The organism is Pseudomonas sp. IT-P176, from assembly GCF_949767245.1.
Lineage (GTDB): Bacteria > Pseudomonadota > Gammaproteobacteria > Pseudomonadales > Pseudomonadaceae > Aquipseudomonas.
This window is the reverse complement of record NZ_CATKPN010000101.1, coordinates 185,671-201,235: the sequence shown is the minus strand read 5'-3', so window position 1 is coordinate 201,235 and position 15,565 is coordinate 185,671. Positions and strand designations below refer to the sequence as shown.

At 56.5% G+C, this 15,565-nt stretch carries 19 protein-coding genes; 12 read left to right on the top strand and 7 right to left on the bottom strand.

What is annotated here, in order from left to right; translation table 11 throughout:
* Positions 1 to 128: 128 nt before the first annotated feature.
* Positions 129 to 338 carry a Cro/CI family transcriptional regulator gene (locus ACM6IP_RS24880; protein ID WP_414862473.1) on the bottom strand — a complete coding sequence of 70 codons (210 nt, stop codon included), beginning with the start codon at positions 336 to 338 and terminating at the stop codon, positions 129 to 131.
* 118 nt (positions 339 to 456) lie between these two features.
* Between ACM6IP_RS24880 and ACM6IP_RS24875 the strand changes: the two genes are divergently transcribed.
* The 8 genes from ACM6IP_RS24875 (at position 457) to ACM6IP_RS24840 (ending at position 5,504) form a co-directional block, all read left to right on the top strand.
* Positions 457 to 1,254, top strand: coding sequence for a LexA family transcriptional regulator (locus ACM6IP_RS24875; protein ID WP_414862472.1), 798 nt, complete (start codon positions 457 to 459; stop codon positions 1,252 to 1,254).
* A 344-nt stretch (positions 1,255 to 1,598) separates the two neighbouring features.
* Positions 1,599 to 1,973 carry a hypothetical protein gene (locus ACM6IP_RS24870; protein WP_414862471.1) on the top strand — a complete coding sequence of 125 codons (375 nt, stop codon included), beginning with the start codon at positions 1,599 to 1,601 and terminating at the stop codon, positions 1,971 to 1,973.
* 10 nt (positions 1,974 to 1,983) lie between these two features.
* The gene (locus ACM6IP_RS24865; RefSeq protein WP_414862470.1) at positions 1,984 to 2,259 is read left to right on the top strand and encodes a hypothetical protein; all 276 of its coding nucleotides are present in this window, start codon (positions 1,984 to 1,986) and stop codon (positions 2,257 to 2,259) included.
* Positions 2,256 to 2,630: a hypothetical protein gene (locus ACM6IP_RS24860; RefSeq protein WP_414862469.1), complete on the top strand. Its 375-nt coding sequence runs from the start codon at positions 2,256 to 2,258 to the stop codon at positions 2,628 to 2,630. The genes ACM6IP_RS24865 and ACM6IP_RS24860 overlap by 4 nt, the downstream gene beginning before the upstream one ends.
* On the top strand, positions 2,627 to 2,869 hold the full coding sequence (locus ACM6IP_RS24855) for a pyocin activator PrtN family protein (protein ID WP_414862468.1): 243 nt from the start codon (positions 2,627 to 2,629) through the stop codon (positions 2,867 to 2,869). The genes ACM6IP_RS24860 and ACM6IP_RS24855 overlap by 4 nt, the downstream gene beginning before the upstream one ends.
* Before the next feature lie 69 nt (positions 2,870 to 2,938).
* Positions 2,939 to 3,487, top strand: a complete 549-nt coding sequence (locus ACM6IP_RS24850) for a hypothetical protein (protein WP_414862467.1) — start codon at positions 2,939 to 2,941, stop codon at positions 3,485 to 3,487.
* Positions 3,484 to 5,232, top strand: a complete 1,749-nt coding sequence (locus tag ACM6IP_RS24845; protein WP_414862466.1) for a DNA cytosine methyltransferase — start codon at positions 3,484 to 3,486, stop codon at positions 5,230 to 5,232. Before ACM6IP_RS24850 ends, ACM6IP_RS24845 begins: the two co-directional genes overlap by 4 nt.
* The gene (locus ACM6IP_RS24840; RefSeq protein ID WP_414862465.1) at positions 5,229 to 5,504 is read left to right on the top strand and encodes a pyocin activator PrtN family protein; all 276 of its coding nucleotides are present in this window, start codon (positions 5,229 to 5,231) and stop codon (positions 5,502 to 5,504) included. The genes ACM6IP_RS24845 and ACM6IP_RS24840 overlap by 4 nt, the downstream gene beginning before the upstream one ends.
* 93 nt (positions 5,505 to 5,597) lie before the next feature.
* Here the strand turns inward: ACM6IP_RS24840 and ACM6IP_RS24835 are convergent, their stop codons facing one another.
* Together ACM6IP_RS24835 and ACM6IP_RS24830 are read right to left on the bottom strand one after the other, a co-directional pair.
* Positions 5,598 to 7,262, bottom strand: a complete 1,665-nt coding sequence (locus ACM6IP_RS24835; protein WP_414862464.1) for an ATP-dependent nuclease — start codon at positions 7,260 to 7,262, stop codon at positions 5,598 to 5,600.
* 27 nt (positions 7,263 to 7,289) lie between these two features.
* Positions 7,290 to 8,405: a tyrosine-type recombinase/integrase gene (locus ACM6IP_RS24830; protein WP_414862520.1), complete on the bottom strand. Its 1,116-nt coding sequence runs from the start codon at positions 8,403 to 8,405 to the stop codon at positions 7,290 to 7,292.
* 103 nt (positions 8,406 to 8,508) lie between these two features.
* Here ACM6IP_RS24830 and dusA point away from each other — a divergent pair, with 103 nt between their 5' ends.
* Together dusA and tal are read left to right on the top strand one after the other, a co-directional pair.
* Positions 8,509 to 9,519 (top strand): tRNA dihydrouridine(20/20a) synthase DusA, encoded by a 1,011-nt coding sequence (dusA, locus tag ACM6IP_RS24825; protein ID WP_414862463.1) that lies wholly within the window; start codon positions 8,509 to 8,511, stop codon positions 9,517 to 9,519.
* Positions 9,520 to 9,696: 177 nt separating this feature from the next.
* Entirely contained in the window at positions 9,697 to 10,623 is a 927-nt protein-coding gene (tal, locus tag ACM6IP_RS24820; RefSeq protein ID WP_095165296.1) for a transaldolase, read from the top strand.
* A gap of 113 nt (positions 10,624 to 10,736) precedes the next feature.
* On the opposite strand, the gene rssC is transcribed toward tal, so the two are convergent.
* The 3 genes from rssC to ACM6IP_RS24805 form a co-directional block, all read right to left on the bottom strand.
* Positions 10,737 to 11,219 carry an anti-sigma factor antagonist RssC gene (rssC, locus tag ACM6IP_RS24815; protein ID WP_093421055.1) on the bottom strand — a complete coding sequence of 161 codons (483 nt, stop codon included), beginning with the start codon at positions 11,217 to 11,219 and terminating at the stop codon, positions 10,737 to 10,739.
* Complete coding sequence (rssB, locus tag ACM6IP_RS24810; protein WP_095165297.1) at positions 11,216 to 12,400, bottom strand: two-component system response regulator RssB; 1,185 nt, start codon at positions 12,398 to 12,400, stop codon at positions 11,216 to 11,218. The genes rssC and rssB overlap by 4 nt, the downstream gene beginning before the upstream one ends.
* Positions 12,401 to 12,734: 334 nt before the next feature.
* The gene (locus tag ACM6IP_RS24805) at positions 12,735 to 13,424 is read right to left on the bottom strand and encodes a VacJ family lipoprotein (protein ID WP_414862462.1); all 690 of its coding nucleotides are present in this window, start codon (positions 13,422 to 13,424) and stop codon (positions 12,735 to 12,737) included.
* A gap of 191 nt (positions 13,425 to 13,615) precedes the next feature.
* Here ACM6IP_RS24805 and ACM6IP_RS24800 point away from each other — a divergent pair, with 191 nt between their 5' ends.
* Together ACM6IP_RS24800 and ACM6IP_RS24795 are read left to right on the top strand one after the other, a co-directional pair.
* Positions 13,616 to 14,236 carry an HAD family phosphatase gene (locus ACM6IP_RS24800; protein ID WP_414862461.1) on the top strand — a complete coding sequence of 207 codons (621 nt, stop codon included), beginning with the start codon at positions 13,616 to 13,618 and terminating at the stop codon, positions 14,234 to 14,236.
* A 123-nt stretch (positions 14,237 to 14,359) separates the two neighbouring features.
* Entirely contained in the window at positions 14,360 to 14,623 is a 264-nt protein-coding gene (locus ACM6IP_RS24795; RefSeq protein ID WP_095165300.1) for a DUF4404 family protein, read from the top strand.
* Positions 14,624 to 14,715: 92 nt separating this feature from the next.
* Here ACM6IP_RS24795 and queF read toward each other — a convergent pair whose 3' ends face one another.
* Complete coding sequence (queF, locus tag ACM6IP_RS24790; RefSeq protein WP_414862460.1) at positions 14,716 to 15,546, bottom strand: NADPH-dependent 7-cyano-7-deazaguanine reductase QueF; 831 nt, start codon at positions 15,544 to 15,546, stop codon at positions 14,716 to 14,718.
* Positions 15,547 to 15,565 lie beyond the last annotated feature (19 nt).

Genomic DNA, 15,565 nt, shown 5'->3' with positions numbered 1-15,565 from the left:
CCCCGTTTACGGTGTAGCCATAGGCCAGGGCAAACCCTATCCTACGACCACGACCGATGTGCATGTGCTGTGTATCGTCGTAGCTGGGCTGGGGGATCTTTGGTGAGAGGCCCCAGCCCGGCACCCTTTTATGCAGCCTTGGGTTTTCGGCGCGATCCAATTGGTCGAATCTCTACCGCCGAACATGTCCCTTTCTCATCAACTCGAACGCGGATATCTCTATCCGAGCTGAGCATCTGAGACACGGCGCTTTGCGATACCCCGATGAGTAAAGCCAGTTCCGGTTGCGTCTTACCCTCGGCAAATTCTTCCAAGGGGATACCAATTTCATTAGCCATCCACGTTTCCTCGAATGGGCGTTGCGGCACAGATATTAGTGTTACTTCTTTTGAACAGCAAGCAAAAAAGACGTATTGCTGTTTTGAAAAAATAAGCTTCCCTTATAAATTGGAAAGCATGACTACTTCAAAACTCTTTCTTTCCGACGACGAGACCCGAAAAGCCGAAGCCATGCGCTTGAAGGCTATTTATCAGGACCGCAAACGGAAAGACCCGACGCTCACCCAAGAAAAAATCGCCGATCTATGCGATTGGTCCGGGCAGAGCGTTGTCAGTCAGTACCTAAATGGCCGCATCCCACTCAACATCGGTGCGCTCATCAAGTTTGCTAACGTGCTGGGCTTCTCGCTCGAAGAGGTCAGCCCACGCCTCGCTGCCTTTGCCGAAATGCCCCGCCTGCGTTCGCCCCAAACAAACCTCGAAAGCCCAAGACGTTCCGATTGGGAACTGCACCAGATTGAGGTGTGGGACGACGAAACCCCTCTCGGCCCCGACGAAGTCGAGCTGCCATTTTTCAAGGAAGTGGAATTGTCAGCAGGGAAAGGATCCGAGGTTATGCTTGAGTCAAATGGCCGAAAACTGCGCTTCGGCAAGCGAACCCTCAAAAGAAAATGCATCGATCCAGCCTCAGCCGGTTGCGTCCTAGTTACGGGCAATAGCATGGAGCCAGTGCTACCCGACGGCAGTACTGTTGGCGTAGATACAGCCAACACGACCATCCAGGATGGCAAAATGTATGCGATTGACCATGACGGGCAGCTCCGCGTGAAGCTTCTCTACCGCCTCCCTGGCTCAGGCCTCCGCCTACGCAGTCACAACACTGACGAACATCCCGACGAGCGCTATGACGGCGACTACGTGCAGGACCACATACGCGTCATTGGCAAAGTATTTTGGTACTCCGTTATGCTCTGATCGATCAGCATCAAAAAGGCCCTCAAGGGCCTTTTTTTTCGCCCACAAATATTGTTTCACTGCTTTTTATAAGTGTTACTGTTGACTTATTAAATCAGTAATACTAATTTTGCACTCGTATCTATCTCTCACCAAAGAGCACGAGCCATGCAAACCACACAGCACAGCAACACCCGCTGCCCGGTGTATTTACACCCGGCAGCCATCACTAGCCCCGCCGCCGTAGAAGCTATTCAAAGACGCACCGGGCTGTTGGTGATCATCAACCTCGGTCGTCCTGCTTCCGCCCTTTCTGCTCGCCCAGTCGCTACCGGCGAATCCAGCCCCTGGGGAGGTGACGCAGCATGAACACCTATCTCATCCCACTCGCAAAACAAGACCTGCTGCATCACATGCTTCAGGTTGGCGGCGCTGCTGTTTGCCCTCTTCAACGGCCAGAGCAAACCATTCATGCAAGCTTTGAAGTGGAGCTCACCGACGACAACGCTGTCATCAGCGTGGACTTCGGCGGCCACACAGGCGAACTGACCCTCAAGCGCTCAGATCGAGCCAATCACCTGCACCTCCGGGATTTCATCCAGGACATTGCGAACGGTCGCATAGAGTCGGCAGAGCCGGCGCCGCCCCCAGAACAGCCCACTCGCACGGCGCAAATTCAGCAAATGCTGGCCGAGTCGGAAGCACTGCTGAAAAACGTTCGAGAACTGCTCGCAGCCTGAGGACAGCGCCATGAACCGCACCCTGGATCAAACGGCCGCCGTGCTCGGCCTCAAGCCCCGCGCCTTCCGCACCAGGTTGCGGGAACTGCGCATCCTGACCAATGACGGGGACCTGGCCAGCCATCACCGCGACCGGGGCTACCTGTTCTCGGATCCGCGCAGCGTCCAGATCGGAAATACCAATCGCTATCGGCATTACGCCGTAGTGATGGTGAAGGAAGAAGGCGTCAAGTGGATCGCAAAAAAACTGAACATCACCGTCACGCACAAGGACGCCGCAGCATGAGCCAGAACGCTATCACCCAAGCCATCGGCGCACTGAAGCTGGTTCCGATGTTTCTCAATCATCCAACCGTCATCAGTCGCGCCACGCTGATTGGCGCATCCGCCGAAGCAGTCCAGTTGCTCGAGGCGTTACCAGCGGTCAGCGCTGAACTGGCCGAGGTGTTCCGCTGCGTCGATGCGGTCATTGGTGAAGGCCACATCGCCTACGTCACCCCCACCAAATCGCCCGAGTACCCCTACGGCGCCGTTGTTGCAGATCAACAGGGCCGCGTCTGCGCAGCCGCCATGGGTAAAAGCAAAGAAGGCCTTGCTGAGCTGATCCGCATGAAGTTGCTGCCCCCATTGGAGGGGCACGGGGAGGAAGTAGCGTGAGTCACACACTCGACCAACTACGGCGCCAGTTCGCAACGCCCTGCCCCACCTTGGCTGCAGTCCGAGAACAGTACTTCACGCATATCCGAACCGACCGCTATCTGCTGAGCGAAATCAAGGCGGGCCGTGTCGGACTAATCGTTAAACGTCTACACGGCTCAGTTCGCGCTTCACACGTGGTGTACCTACACGATCTTGCCGACTTCCTCGACGCCCAAGCGACGAAGGTAGCGGCCTAACCGTTCATAAGCCCACCGCCTGCCTCTCACCAATGATCCGGGCGGTGGCACCCAACGAGAGCACAGCACATGCAAACAGAAACCTACATCATCATCGGCGGCATGCTGGCCGGCTGGACATTGACCGCGTTCTACTTTCTGAAAGCGCTCAAACGAGCTCACATCAACGGGATTTCTGAAGGGCTGGTAGAACGTAACGAGCTGCACACCCAGCGGGTTCAAGTTCTAAACCGTGACCTCAGCCACCTGAGCCGCGTTAGGGAAAGCGAGCTTAAGCAGCATACCGCCACACTGACCAAGACGAAGGCTCAACTAACGAGACTTCGCGAACAAGCCTTGACGATCAAGGCCACCCCCTTCACCGCGTCCGACTACAGAACCCTTACGGAGATCGCCCAGGTACTGCAACTGGCCCACGATACTTGGAAGGCCATCCCCGGTTGCGCCACCACCCAGGCGAAAGCCGCCTCACTAATCAAGCACGCCCAGGACCTAGCCTGCCGGACCTTTAACACCGTCACGGCCGCGACCGCACTGAACAGTGAACCACTTACTCAACTGATCGAGTCGAATCCGGAGCAATGGGCATTGAGCCCAAACGCAGGGAGCAGATCATGACATCGATCTTTACTCCTACTCCGATCGTTACCGCCTGCATCACCCAGTTCGGCTTGGACCTTACCGGCGAGATCCGTGTAGACCTGTTCGCTGGCGGTGGAGGCGCGACCATGGGCCAAGAAATGGCAACAGGTAAGGCGGTCGACATTGCGATCAACCACAACCCTAAAGCCATCAGCATGCACAAGCGCAACCACCCAAGTGCCGAACACTACATAACTGACGTGTACGAGGTTTGCCCACGCAGGGCAACCCGGAACCGTGCGGTCGCGCACCTGCACGCCAGCCCCGAATGTACCCACCACAGCCTTGCAGCCGGAGGCCAGGCACGCAGCAGCACCAGCCGCTCACTGTCATGGGTAATCATCAAGTGGGCGGGCCAGGTCAGGCCACGCATGATCACCATGGAGAACGTCTGGCAGATCCTGCAATGGGGGCCGCTCATTGCCAAGCGCTGCAAAGAGACTGGCCGAGTGGTCCGCCGCGATGGCACCGTCGCAGCTCCAGGCGAACAGGTACCCGTACAAGATCAATACCTGGTGCCCGATCCGAAGCGCAAGGGCCAGACCTGGCGTCGTTTCCTGCAGACCCTCAAGGGAATGGGCTACGACCTGTTGCATGGGAAACTCAAGGCCTGCGACTTCGGCGCCGCTACCACCCGCGAGCGGCTGTACATGGTCGCTCGATGCGACGGCAAGCCACTCCGCTGGCCGGACCCGACCCACTTCAAAAACCCCGCAAAAGGCCAGAAGGGCTGGCGGACCGCAGCCAGCTGCATCGACTGGTCGCTACCCTGCCCGAGCATCTTCCTCAACAAGGAAGAAGGTCGCGCTGCAGGCGTACGCCGTCCACTGGTAAATAAGACCATGGAGCGCGTTCGCAAAGGTGCGCGCCGCTACGTCGTTGAGCATGCAGACCCGTTCCTCGTCAGCGTCAACCACTCAGGCAATGACCTGGCTCGCTGCCAATCGGTACAGGATCCAACAAAGACCATCACCGCCGCGCACGGCTTCGCCTTGGTAACGCCGCAACTGGCCCCATTCCTCACAGAACACGCCAATTCGACCTCCCAGCGAAACATGTCTGCTGACGCCCCGCTGGGCACCATCTGCGCCCAGGTCAAGGGAGGACACTTCGCTCTGGCCGTTGCCTACATTGCACAACACAATGGCGGCTTCAACGAAACGCTGGGGCGCCATCCAGAACAACCGCTGACTGCCATCACAACGACAGGCAGCCAGCAGCAGCTGGTGACTGCGCACATGCTCACCCTGCGAAAAAACTGCGTGGGCAGTGCAATGGGCGATCCGATCTCAACTGTCTGTGCCGGCGCCGAGCACCATGCACTGATCGAGTATGCACTCGCACCAGAAGCCGAAGAAGGCGCATTGCGCGTAGCAGCGTTCCTAATGGGTTACTACGGCAGCGACAACATCTACGACCCTCGCGAGCCGGCAGCCACGATCACAACACGGGATAGGCTCGCTCTGGTCACCGTGCTAATCAAGGGCACACCACATGTAATCGTGGACATTGGCATGCGCATGCTGACGCCTCGCGAGCTGTACCGCGCCCAAGGCTTCCCCGATAACTACGTCATCGATCACGGACACGATGGCGTCAACTTCAGCAAGAAGGACCAGGTGCTGATGGTTGGCAACTCAGTATCGCCATGGCCGATGATGGCCTTGATCAGCGCTAACGAAGATCGAGACGAAGACGAACTGCTGGAGGTAGCGGCATGAATACCGCCTTCATCCTGATGGCGCAATACAGCGGCAGGGCCATCATCCCACTCGAACAGGTGTGCAGGGACTACTTCACTCACCTAACGCCAGAGATGTTCCAGAGAAAGGTGATGAGCGGTCAGATCAAGATCCCGATCACCCGGCTAGAGCCGAGCCAGAAATCAGCTAAAGGCATTCACATCACCGACTTGGCGACCTACCTCGACCAACAGCGCGCCGCCGCCGTTAAAGAGTGCAATCAACTCAATGGCCTTCGCCGAGTCAAATAATTCACTTGAGATACCAGGCGCCCACTTTTGAGCGCCTGGTCAGCGCTTTAATCTGCGGCCGCAGTCATCAACATCCGCACCAGCGTATTCACCTCAGCTATTCCACTTCATCAGACGCTCAATAATTGCTGTCATTTCGACCGCTAATTCAGGTCTAAATGATAGATTTTCTTTGGTAAATGCTTCAGTAAATTTTACTGCTTTATGATGTTTATCCGTGAACGCAGAAGCCTTTGAGAGGTTATTCCCCCTCAAGTAATCCTGCACATATTCATACTCCCCGATTTGTGGCAACCCAGAAGCACCATATTCCAATTCAAAACTTTCTTTCGGGATGTAGTTTTCGATTTCGCGACATCTAGTTACCCAGATATAGCCGCGCTCGCTTGCAACGTCCACAAGGAGCTCCGTGACTCTATTTTTTAGTTTCCCATTCTTGCTTTTCCTATCACTATCACAAGCAAAAATAAAATTCCTATTAATCCTTATCGCACTGACCGCTTCTTGTATATCCGCCTCGGGAGTACGAGCATCTATATTTGCAAGAACACTACCACCGTAGTAAATATACTGATAGTGATGTCCTTCCTTGTAGGCACCCTCACCCCACAATTCGATAAATTTATTTAAATAGACTCTATCGGACGGACCTTCAACCCAGATAATACCATTAGCCTGAAGAATATCACTTGCCTTGGCACCCAAGTCATCCAGCACCGAATAACCGCGATTTAAATCATCTAAAACAACACCAAGCACCTCTCCATCTTGTTTTTTAACATGGAGGATCTGAGCGTCAGCCTCGCCGTGAAAAAGATCAATAGCGACCTGTGAATGCGTAGTTAAAAATATATGGCAGCCTGTTGATTGTGCATACGCAAGCAAAAAAGAAAACAAATTCCTTTGTAGTGTAGGGTGTAAATTATTTTCCAACTCCTCAAATGAAAAAACATATTTTTCAATTTTATTTGCTTCAAAATCTGGTCGCAGAAGAAGATTGAGCAACGTTAAAATAACCGTCTTCAACCCACTCCCAGAGGCCGACAACGGAACAAGCCCTTTATCCTCCTCCCCGAGATAAATCTCCCAATGAGTATTATCCGAATGAAACTGCACAACAATTTCGGAAAAAACTATATCCGGAGTAAATATATCATTGAGCGCAGTCAGCAATCTTACCTGAACTAAATCCCTATCAAGGACTGAACTGTTAATATAGTTCTGAATGACATTAGTTGCACCAACACCATTACTCTGGAGAGTCAGCGCATTAGAGTAACTTTCCTTTACTAGATCTCTATCCGCATCAAGCCTGACATGACGAAATGCTCTCGGCTTGAGCGCTCCAATCAAGTTACCAAGACGAGTTTTCTCTGTGTCCAGGAGCGGATAGTCATGCCCTAGAACTCTCAGAACCTCAACCTTATTTTGAAACTCCTTCCAAACTACAAGCTTATCTATAAAACGCCGACCATGTTCTCTCCAATGATTCCCAGGTAAATCACCACCCCCAATACTCTCGTTAAAAATAGACCTCAACTCACTCTCTGATAGTACATCACAGAGCTCTACACTACCGGCAATCTCATACTGCGTCGCATTCCCCCGAAACACATGTTCTACGGCAGCTACCAGACTAGATTTCCCTATATTATTTTTTCCAACAATTACATTCACTGGCTTAACCACCTCAAAACCAGCGCCTGCCTCTTTAAAACCTCTGAAATCTCTAACCCAAAAACCAATATTAATACCCATATGACACCCGATCAGTCCTTGAAACAATCATGACAACCTAGACATAACCACCGACTCAATTATCCTTTCTAGCCATTGCCATTCACAATAAATATCCCCTCGCCCGTTTAAGTGCGTATAGCGTCTCATGGAGTTCCAGTCACGGTGACCAGAAACACTGGCCACCCTAGGAATATCCCAGTCCATCTCGAACAACCGGCTCACTCCATCGTGTCGTAAATCATGGAAATGTAGATCGCCGATCTCAAGGAATTTGCAAGCCTTAGCCCAAGATGTTGAAATGGATGCCGAGTTATAAGGGAATACCTCAGCGCATGTCTTGGGCATACTGTTCAGAATGCGCAATGCCTCATCCGGAAGGTGGCACCAGACGTCGTTGCCGATTTTCTGCCCCGGGTTCTTCATGTCACGTACCAACACCCTTTTTCCATCTTCATCGACATCCGCCCAGAGAATGCGACAAATCTCATCTTGTCGTCGCGTCGAGAACAACGCGAATCCAGTTACCTTGAGCATGTTGATTGAACCGGGGCGTCGCTGGAGTATGCCGCTGAAGTGTTTTAGAAGCCTATCGAGCTCATCCTTTGAGGGGCGCCGAACCCTTTCACGGCTTTTCATGTTGTAGCCCAACTTCCTCAGGACCTTTCGGGCATCCGCCATTGCATGGATATCGACCTCATAGCCCCAAGCTGGGCGAGCTATTGATAGAACTGCCCCAAGATGCGCCAAGTCATTGCCAGCAGTCTGAGGCTGTACGCAGCCGCCTTCCTTGCTCATACGCCAAAGAGCGTAATCAACCAATCGCTGACTATTGATATCCGAGTCAGCCGTCTGACCGAACTCGGTTTCGGCAATGGCGTTGAGAGTCGCTCGCTTAGTCTTACCCAGCGGTCTAGCCCTCTCCATTTCCATTAGGTACTGAGCGATGATTTCCTTGACTGTGACACCCTTGCGATTGGCTCGCTCGATTGCGCCAGGCTGGTCCAACTCTGCCTCACGTCGCCGCACCCAGGCTTGAGCTGCCTGTTTCCGGGCGAAGGTCTGGCTCTCTTGGTAGACTTGCACTCCGTCGCGCTTGATACGGATTTGAGCCGTGTAGCTCACAGTCCCATCCGCCAGTTTTCTTGCCCTGATTGTCGCCATATTGAAAGTGGTACGCGTCAGTTTTGAAGTGGTACATCGTACCACCCGCATTCAAAAAACGCCCGAAAACGCCCCAAAACACGCTGAAAAGACGTTGAGTAAAATGGTACAAAACACCAGTTACAGCCCAGTAGCATCGCGGCCAACACTCTCCCGCCGGTTCTCCGTTGCGCCGATGATGGATTGGACCGACCGCCACTGCCGCTTCTTCCTGCGCCTGCTCTCCAAACACGCCTTGCTCTACACCGAAATGGTCACCACCGGTGCGCTGCTCAACGGTGATCACGAGCGCTTTCTGCGGCACAACGAGGCTGAGCATCCGCTGGCGTTGCAGTTGGGCGGCAGTGTTGCGCTGGACCTGGCGGCCTGTGCGCGGATGGCGCAGGAGCATGGGTATGACGAGGTGAACCTCAATGTCGGCTGCCCGAGTGATCGGGTGCAGAACAATATGATTGGTGCGTGCCTGATGGGGCATCCGCAGTTGGTGGCTGATTGCGTGAAGGCGATGCGCGATGCGGTGTCGATTCCGGTTACGGTCAAGCATCGGATCGGGATCAATGGACGCGACAGTTACGCGCAGCTGTGTGATTTCGTCGGTACGGTGCGCGATGCCGGCTGCACCAGCTTTACCGTGCATGCGCGCATTGCGATTCTTGAAGGTTTGTCGCCCAAGGAGAACCGCGATATTCCGCCACTGCGTTATGACGTGGCGGCGCAGCTGAAGGCGGACTTCCCGGAGCTGGAGATCATTCTCAACGGCGGGATCAAGACGCTGGAGGCCTGCCATGAGCATTTGGCGACCTTTGACGGGGTAATGTTGGGCCGTGAGGCGTATCACAATCCTTATGTACTGGCAGAGGTGGATCAGCAGTTGTTTGGCAGCACCGCGCCGGTGGTCAGCCGGGCCGAGGCGCTGGCGCAGTTGCGTCCGTACATTGCCGCCCACCTTGAGGCTGGCGGCGCGATGCACCACATCACCCGGCATGTCCTGGGGCTCGGCACAGGCTTTCCTGGGGCGCGCAAGTTTCGTCAGTTGCTGTCGGTGGACATTCATAAGGCCAAGGACCCACTGGCCCTACTCGATCAGGCGGCTGCGTTACTGGAAGGCCGCTAGCCGTCGCCGCGATTGAACCTGTGGGCGGTTTTGCCATCGTAGTTAGCGGATAGCGCCGGGCCTTTCAAACATCTGTTTTGCAGATGTTGCCGCCCAGGCCGTTGTTACGCATTTGTGCCCTTGAGTGGCTGCCAGCGCTCGGGTAATGTCAACAGACCCACAGGATAGAGCACACCCATGACTTCCAAGCTGGAACAACTTAAACGATTCACCACTGTCGTGGCCGATACTGGCGATTTCGAAGCAATCGCTCGCGTCAAACCAGTGGACGCTACCACCAACCCTTCCCTGCTGCTCAAGGCTGCGGCCATTCCTGCCTATGCTGAACTGCTCAACGCCAGCGTTACCGACTGCAAGGGCGACGTGGGCCTGGCCAGTGACCGTTTTGGGGTCGCAGTGGGCCAGGAGATCCTGAAAGTGATTCCGGGACGCATTTCCACTGAAGTGGATGCGCGCCTGTCGTTCGATACCGATGCCATGCTCAAGCGTGCGCACCGCCTGATCGAACTCTACGACAAGGCCGGCATTGGCCGTGACCGTGTGCTGATCAAGATCGCCTCCACCTGGGAAGGTATCCGCGCCGCCGAACAGCTGGAGCGCGAAGGCATCCAGACCAACCTGACCCTGCTGTTCTCCTTCGCCCAGGCAGTGGCCTGCGCCGAAGCCGGGGTGTTCCTGATTTCGCCGTTCGTAGGGCGCATCTACGACTGGTACAAGAAGGCCAACGGTACCGACTACAGCGGCGCCGATGATCCCGGCGTGCAGTCAGTGACGCGCATCTACAACTACTACAAGGCCAATGACTACAAGACCGTGGTCATGGGTGCGAGCTTCCGCAACCTCAATCAGATCGAGCAACTGGCGGGCTGCGATCGCCTGACCATCAGCCCCGACCTGATCGAGAAGCTGGCGGCCGACACCGGCAAGCTGGAGCGCCAGCTGGCGCCAGGGCATGCCGGTGAGGCACGCCAGAGCCTGAACGAAGCACAGTTCCGCTGGGCATCCAACGAGGATGCGATGGCCACCGAGAAGCTGGCCGAAGGCATTCGGCAGTTTGCCCGCGACCAGGAGAAGCTGGAGGCGTTGCTGCAGGCCAAGCTGTAAGGTTACAGCGCAATGCAAAAAGGGCGAACCCTGCTGGGTTCGCCCTTTTTTGTGTGCCTGGTTTGACGCAGTGTTTTGCCTTCGCCAGCGCCTACCAGGGATTGCAGGAGCTATCAGTGCCGCTCGAGGGCGTTTACCAGGTCATGGAACGCTTCGCGGTTGGAATCGTTGAGCCCCATGAGGATCTTGTGCGCTTCCAGCACCTTGATCCGCACCACCTCTTCGGACTGGTCCTGGTCAGGCAGGTCGGTCAGGCACTCCGGGCACGGCACCGGGCGGTCAACGATGTTGAACACCTGCTCGAAACCCATGGACTCCAACAGTCGGGTGATGTCTTCGTGGGTGGTGACGACGGTCGGCAGCAGGCCGACCTTTTGCCGCGACATGATCGACAGCTTGGCCAACAGGCCCAGGGTGGTGCTGTCGATGCTGCGGGCTTCGGTCAGGTCGATCACGATTGCGTTGAAATTCAACGCGGTGAAGATCCGCTCGATAGTCGCATCCAACGCCGAACACAGGGTCAGGCGAACCTCACCGACGAACTTCAGGACAAAGGTGCCATCCTGCTCGGCGAACTGGATTCTACCGGTACTCATTGAAGATTCCTGCTCAACACTAACAGGGCGATATCATCCGGCATCTCCCCTAGCGTGGCCAATCCAAAAACCTGCCGCAGACCATCCAGGCTGCCGCCCGCCGATCTTACCCGTTGCGGTAAGGCGGCCTCTTTTTCTTTGAGTGTCGGTTCTGGCAAAAGGTCCAGAATGCCATCGGACATCAGCGTCAGGCTGAACACCGGCGGCAGTTCGATGACGTGGTCTTCGTAGGTGGCTTCATTGAACAAGCCCACCGGCAGACCGCGGCCTTCGAGGTATCCCACACTGTCTGGCGTGTACAACACTGGCAACGGCAGGTGTCCGCCGATGCTATAGGTCAACAAACCGGTCTCCTCGTCGATGACTCCACCGACCATCGTGACATGTTTGCCCAGCTTACAGCTGATCAGGCCCCGGTTGATATGGCCGAGCACCTCTGAAGGGGTGAATTCCGGCAAGGTGCCGTTGCGCTTGGATTCGAACAGCAGGCGCGTGGTCATGAACTTCAGCAGCACGGTGACGAAGGCCGAAGACGCGCCATGCCCGGAAACATCCGCCAGGTAGAACGCGACTCGGCGTTCGTCGACCCGAAAATAGTCGACAAAATCACCCGACAGGTACAACGACGGGATGATCTGGTGGGCGAACTTGAACTCGTCGATGGCCCAGGGGCTCACTGGCAACATGTTCATCTGCACCTGGCGACCGGCGTTCTGGTCTTCCTGCAGCAGGTTCAGGCTGGCTTCGAGCTCACGGTTGGCGGTTTCAAGCTTGGTCCGGTAACGCTGGTTCTCCAGGAGCAGGCGCGCGCGATCCAGGGCCCGGCGCACGGAGTGCTCGAGCACGGCCAGGTCTTCCAGCGGCTTGATCAGGTAGTCGGCCGCGCCCAGGCGCAAGGCTTCGACCGCGTCGTTCATCACGCCGGCACCGGACACCACGATCACCGGCGTTTGCGGCGACAGGTCAGTCACCTGGCGAATGAGTTCGAGCCCGCCCATCTGCGGCATGCGCAGATCGCAGATCACGAGATCGGGGTGGCTTTGCTCGAATACCGCTAGCCCTTGCAGTCCATTGCTGGCCTGCAGGACGCTGAACCCACTGTCTTCCAAATAGGCCGCGAGACTCGCGCGCACTACTTCGTCGTCATCGATTATCAGCAGCGTGGCACTGGTTTTTTGCATGTGGGCAAACGGCGCCAGAATTAGGTTGGCGTAGCTGGCGGGGTGATTGGCCCGGCACACACTACTGGATTCGCTTTCTAGCCTCTCTGCTGCACTGCTTTCGAGCATTTGCCCGACACACATGTTCATCAGAGGTGCCCTTCTAAGGCGCAGACGGTACTCCCATCCGCGAGGCGTTTCAAGCTCACGCCGATGGTCATCAGGCGTCTTTACCCTGCAAATCACCGGGAGTTATAAGAACCGCAAAATTTGCAACAAAATGCAAGGTTGGAACGCCAGCTATAAAACGAAGAAGGCGGCCCGTGGGCCGCCTTCCTGTTATTGAAGCGCCGACTCAGAAGTCGTCTTCAACCTGGCCATCCTTGACCTTGAATTCGCGGTTCTGCAAGTAGGCGTTGCGGATGAAGACGTACTTGTCGCCATTGATCAGCTTCTCGGCCGACAACAGGCTGGCACGGGTATCGATCACATCCATGCCGAGCGCCATGTTGCGCGCTGGAATGTCGTGCATGTAGCGGTAGGGTTCGGCATAGCTGTCGACGTACTTGGACGGCGCGTCACGCAGGGTGCTCGGGCCGAGGAACGGCAGCATCACGTAAGGGCCGCTGGGCATACCCCAGTAGCCAAGTGTCTGGCCGAAGTCTTCGTCGTTGCGGTGCAGGCCCATCTTGGTGCCCACATCGAAGAACCCGGCCAGGCCCAGGGTGGTGTTCATCAACAAGCGTGCAGTGTCGATGCCCGCCGCATGGGGCTTGACCTGCAGGATGTCGTTGGCCAGGTTGCCGACGTCACCGATGTTGCGAAACATGTTGTGAATGCCATCTTCGAGGAACTGCGGCGTGACGAACTGATAGCCCTGGGCCAGAGGCTTGAGGGCGTAGGTGTCCAGCACGTCGTTGAAGGTGTAGATCGGGCGGTTGATGCTTTCCCAGGGATCTTCTTCGGTGGCCGCCTGGGCAGCGAACGGAACCAACAGGACGCCGGCAAATAGACTTAGTCGAGCCAGGCAATTGCTCCAGCGCATAGCAGAAACTCCTTGGATTGTACTGGCGCGGATCGCGAAACCCGCGCGGTAAGCTGGCTAGTATAAGACGGATGCCGGCTTTCAGGGAAACGCCCTACGACACCTTGCATGTTTCCCCGGCCGGTCAAGAGAATGTCACTTAACTGTCACGAGGCAGGCCTACCCTCTCTGATTATTTCAGGGATGTTGAAATGCCCCAACCTCAGGTACACCCCCAAGCCCTCCCCCAACCCACCGCCGTGCTTTTTGGCCTGAGTGGCTGCCTGGTGGATTTCGGCGCGCAAACCCGACTCTACGGCAGCGGCTGTGCCCCGCATGGCCAACTCACCCCTGGCGCCGAGCAAGCCTTGCTGTCGTTGCGGCTGCAAGGCATTCCCTGCGCCTGGCTGGATGAGTTACCTGCCAGCCAGAGCCAGTCGCTGGCGACCGAGCTACCCGACTGGATCAGCGCCGGCCCGCGGCCCCTGAGCGTCCGCCCATGGCCCGCTCCCGATGCCTGCTGGTCATCGTTGATGGCGCTGAACATCCATCGCCTGGACGGTTGCGTGCTGGTCAGCGGAGAGCCGCGCTTGCTGCAATCGGGCCTCAATGCCGGGCTGTGGACCATTGGCCTGGCGTCCTGTGGCTCGCTCTGTGGCCTGGCACCCAAGGAATGGCAAGCCCTGAGCCGACAGGAGCGCGAACTCATGCGCGGTAAAGCGACCTTGCAATTGTTTGGCCTGGGGGTGCATTCGGTGATCGATCACCTCGGCGATCTCGACACCTGCCTGTCGGATATCGGCCTGCGCCGGCGCAAGGGCGAGAAACCCTGATCGATCATTCTTGATCAAGATCATGCACTTCGCTCGCCAGTGGATTAATCTACAGGTCAGACGTAGACCTTTGGATCACTGCTGCGGTCTATGCCAGTGCCTATCGATAAAAGGAAAGTAGCCATGCCTGCCCGCGAACTGCAAGAACAGCTCAATACCCTGCGCGAGCAACTGGAGCAGAACCCGCCGCTCTCGCAGGAAGAACGTGACCACCTGCTGGACCTGATGACGCAGATCGAAGCACAGCTGCAACTGGAAACCGCCACTAACGACAGCAGCCTGGCCGATGGCGTCAACCTGGCCGTAGAACGCTTCGAACTCGACCACCCGGCGCTGGCCGCCACCTTGCGCAACATTGTGCAGACCCTGGGCAACATCGGGATCTGATCCACACGAATACCAAAAAGCCCCGCTGGCGACAGCGGGGCTTTTTCGTTTCCTGATCGGCAAAAAATCCCGGGATTTCGCGCTGCCCGCGCTTACTGGCGAACCAGGCGATGGTTGGGCAACTGCACTTCTTCGGTGCTGCGGTACGGGTTGATGTCCAGCCCGCCACGGCGCACATAACGGGCGTAGACGGTGAGTTTTTCCGGCTTCAGCAAGCGCTGCAGGTCGAGGAAGATCCGCTCCACGCACTGTTCGTGGAAGTCCGAGTGCTGGCGGAAGCTGACCAGATACGCCAACAGGCTGGCGTGATCCAGCGCCGCGCCACGGTACTCCACCGCCACGCTGCCCCAGTCCGGCTGGCTGGTGACCGGGCAGTTGGATTTGAGCAGATGGCTGTGCACGCTCTCCTCGACGACGCGCGACTCATCACAACGCAGCAGTTCCGGACGCGGGTGCTCGTAGTTGCTTACGCTGATGTCTAGGTCGTCGATGCACACACCCGGCAGGGCCACCACACCCTCAGCCTGCACTTCGTTCAAGCTACGAATGCGCACGCCCACCGGCTTGCCCGCTGCTGCCGAGAGATCCTTGGCCAGGGTAGCTTGCAGGGTCTGGGTGTCGGCGAATGGTGTCTGGTTCAGTGAGTTCAGGTACAGCTTGAACGACTTCGATTCAATGATGTTCGGCGAGTCCGCCGGAATGCTGAACTCACCGATTGCCACCACCGGCTTGCCGGACGGCAGCAGCCAGGACAGTTCGAAGCAGTTCCAGAAGTCCACGCCCTTGTACGGCAGGGTATCGGCCGTCAGCCCCAACTCGGCCCATTTGGCTGTGCGCGGGATCGGGAACAACAAAGATGGCGTGTACGTGGCGATGTATTCGCTGGATTTGCCCAGCGGCGAGTGTTCGGCTGCGGGATGCATGGCGGAAACCTGACTGAAG

Bases quoted from the DNA above. Each gene is read 5' to 3' on its own strand.
- ACM6IP_RS24840 (WP_414862465.1), top strand. From the start codon at position 5,229: ATGAATACCGCCTTCATCCTGATGGCGCAATACAGCGGCAGGGCCATC.
- ACM6IP_RS24870 (WP_414862471.1), top strand. From the start codon at position 1,599: ATGAACACCTATCTCATCCCACTCGCAAAACAAGACCTGCTGCATCAC.
- ACM6IP_RS24865 (WP_414862470.1), top strand. From the start codon at position 1,984: ATGAACCGCACCCTGGATCAAACGGCCGCCGTGCTCGGCCTCAAGCCC.
- ACM6IP_RS24830 (WP_414862520.1), bottom strand. From the start codon at position 8,405: ATGGCGACAATCAGGGCAAGAAAACTGGCGGATGGGACTGTGAGCTAC.
- ACM6IP_RS24860 (WP_414862469.1), top strand. From the start codon at position 2,256: ATGAGCCAGAACGCTATCACCCAAGCCATCGGCGCACTGAAGCTGGTT.
- ACM6IP_RS24805 (WP_414862462.1), bottom strand. From the start codon at position 13,424: ATGCGCTGGAGCAATTGCCTGGCTCGACTAAGTCTATTTGCCGGCGTC.
- ACM6IP_RS24875 (WP_414862472.1), top strand. From the start codon at position 457: ATGACTACTTCAAAACTCTTTCTTTCCGACGACGAGACCCGAAAAGCC.
- ACM6IP_RS24800 (WP_414862461.1), top strand. From the start codon at position 13,616: ATGCCCCAACCTCAGGTACACCCCCAAGCCCTCCCCCAACCCACCGCC.
- dusA (WP_414862463.1), top strand. From the start codon at position 8,509: ATGGTACAAAACACCAGTTACAGCCCAGTAGCATCGCGGCCAACACTC.
- rssB (WP_095165297.1), bottom strand. From the start codon at position 12,400: ATGCAAAAAACCAGTGCCACGCTGCTGATAATCGATGACGACGAAGTA.
- ACM6IP_RS24845 (WP_414862466.1), top strand. From the start codon at position 3,484: ATGACATCGATCTTTACTCCTACTCCGATCGTTACCGCCTGCATCACC.
- ACM6IP_RS24880 (WP_414862473.1), bottom strand. From the start codon at position 338: ATGGCTAATGAAATTGGTATCCCCTTGGAAGAATTTGCCGAGGGTAAG.
- ACM6IP_RS24835 (WP_414862464.1), bottom strand. From the start codon at position 7,262: ATGGGTATTAATATTGGTTTTTGGGTTAGAGATTTCAGAGGTTTTAAA.
- ACM6IP_RS24795 (WP_095165300.1), top strand. From the start codon at position 14,360: ATGCCTGCCCGCGAACTGCAAGAACAGCTCAATACCCTGCGCGAGCAA.
- ACM6IP_RS24850 (WP_414862467.1), top strand. From the start codon at position 2,939: ATGCAAACAGAAACCTACATCATCATCGGCGGCATGCTGGCCGGCTGG.
- tal (WP_095165296.1), top strand. From the start codon at position 9,697: ATGACTTCCAAGCTGGAACAACTTAAACGATTCACCACTGTCGTGGCC.
- rssC (WP_093421055.1), bottom strand. From the start codon at position 11,219: ATGAGTACCGGTAGAATCCAGTTCGCCGAGCAGGATGGCACCTTTGTC.
- queF (WP_414862460.1), bottom strand. From the start codon at position 15,546: ATGCATCCCGCAGCCGAACACTCGCCGCTGGGCAAATCCAGCGAATAC.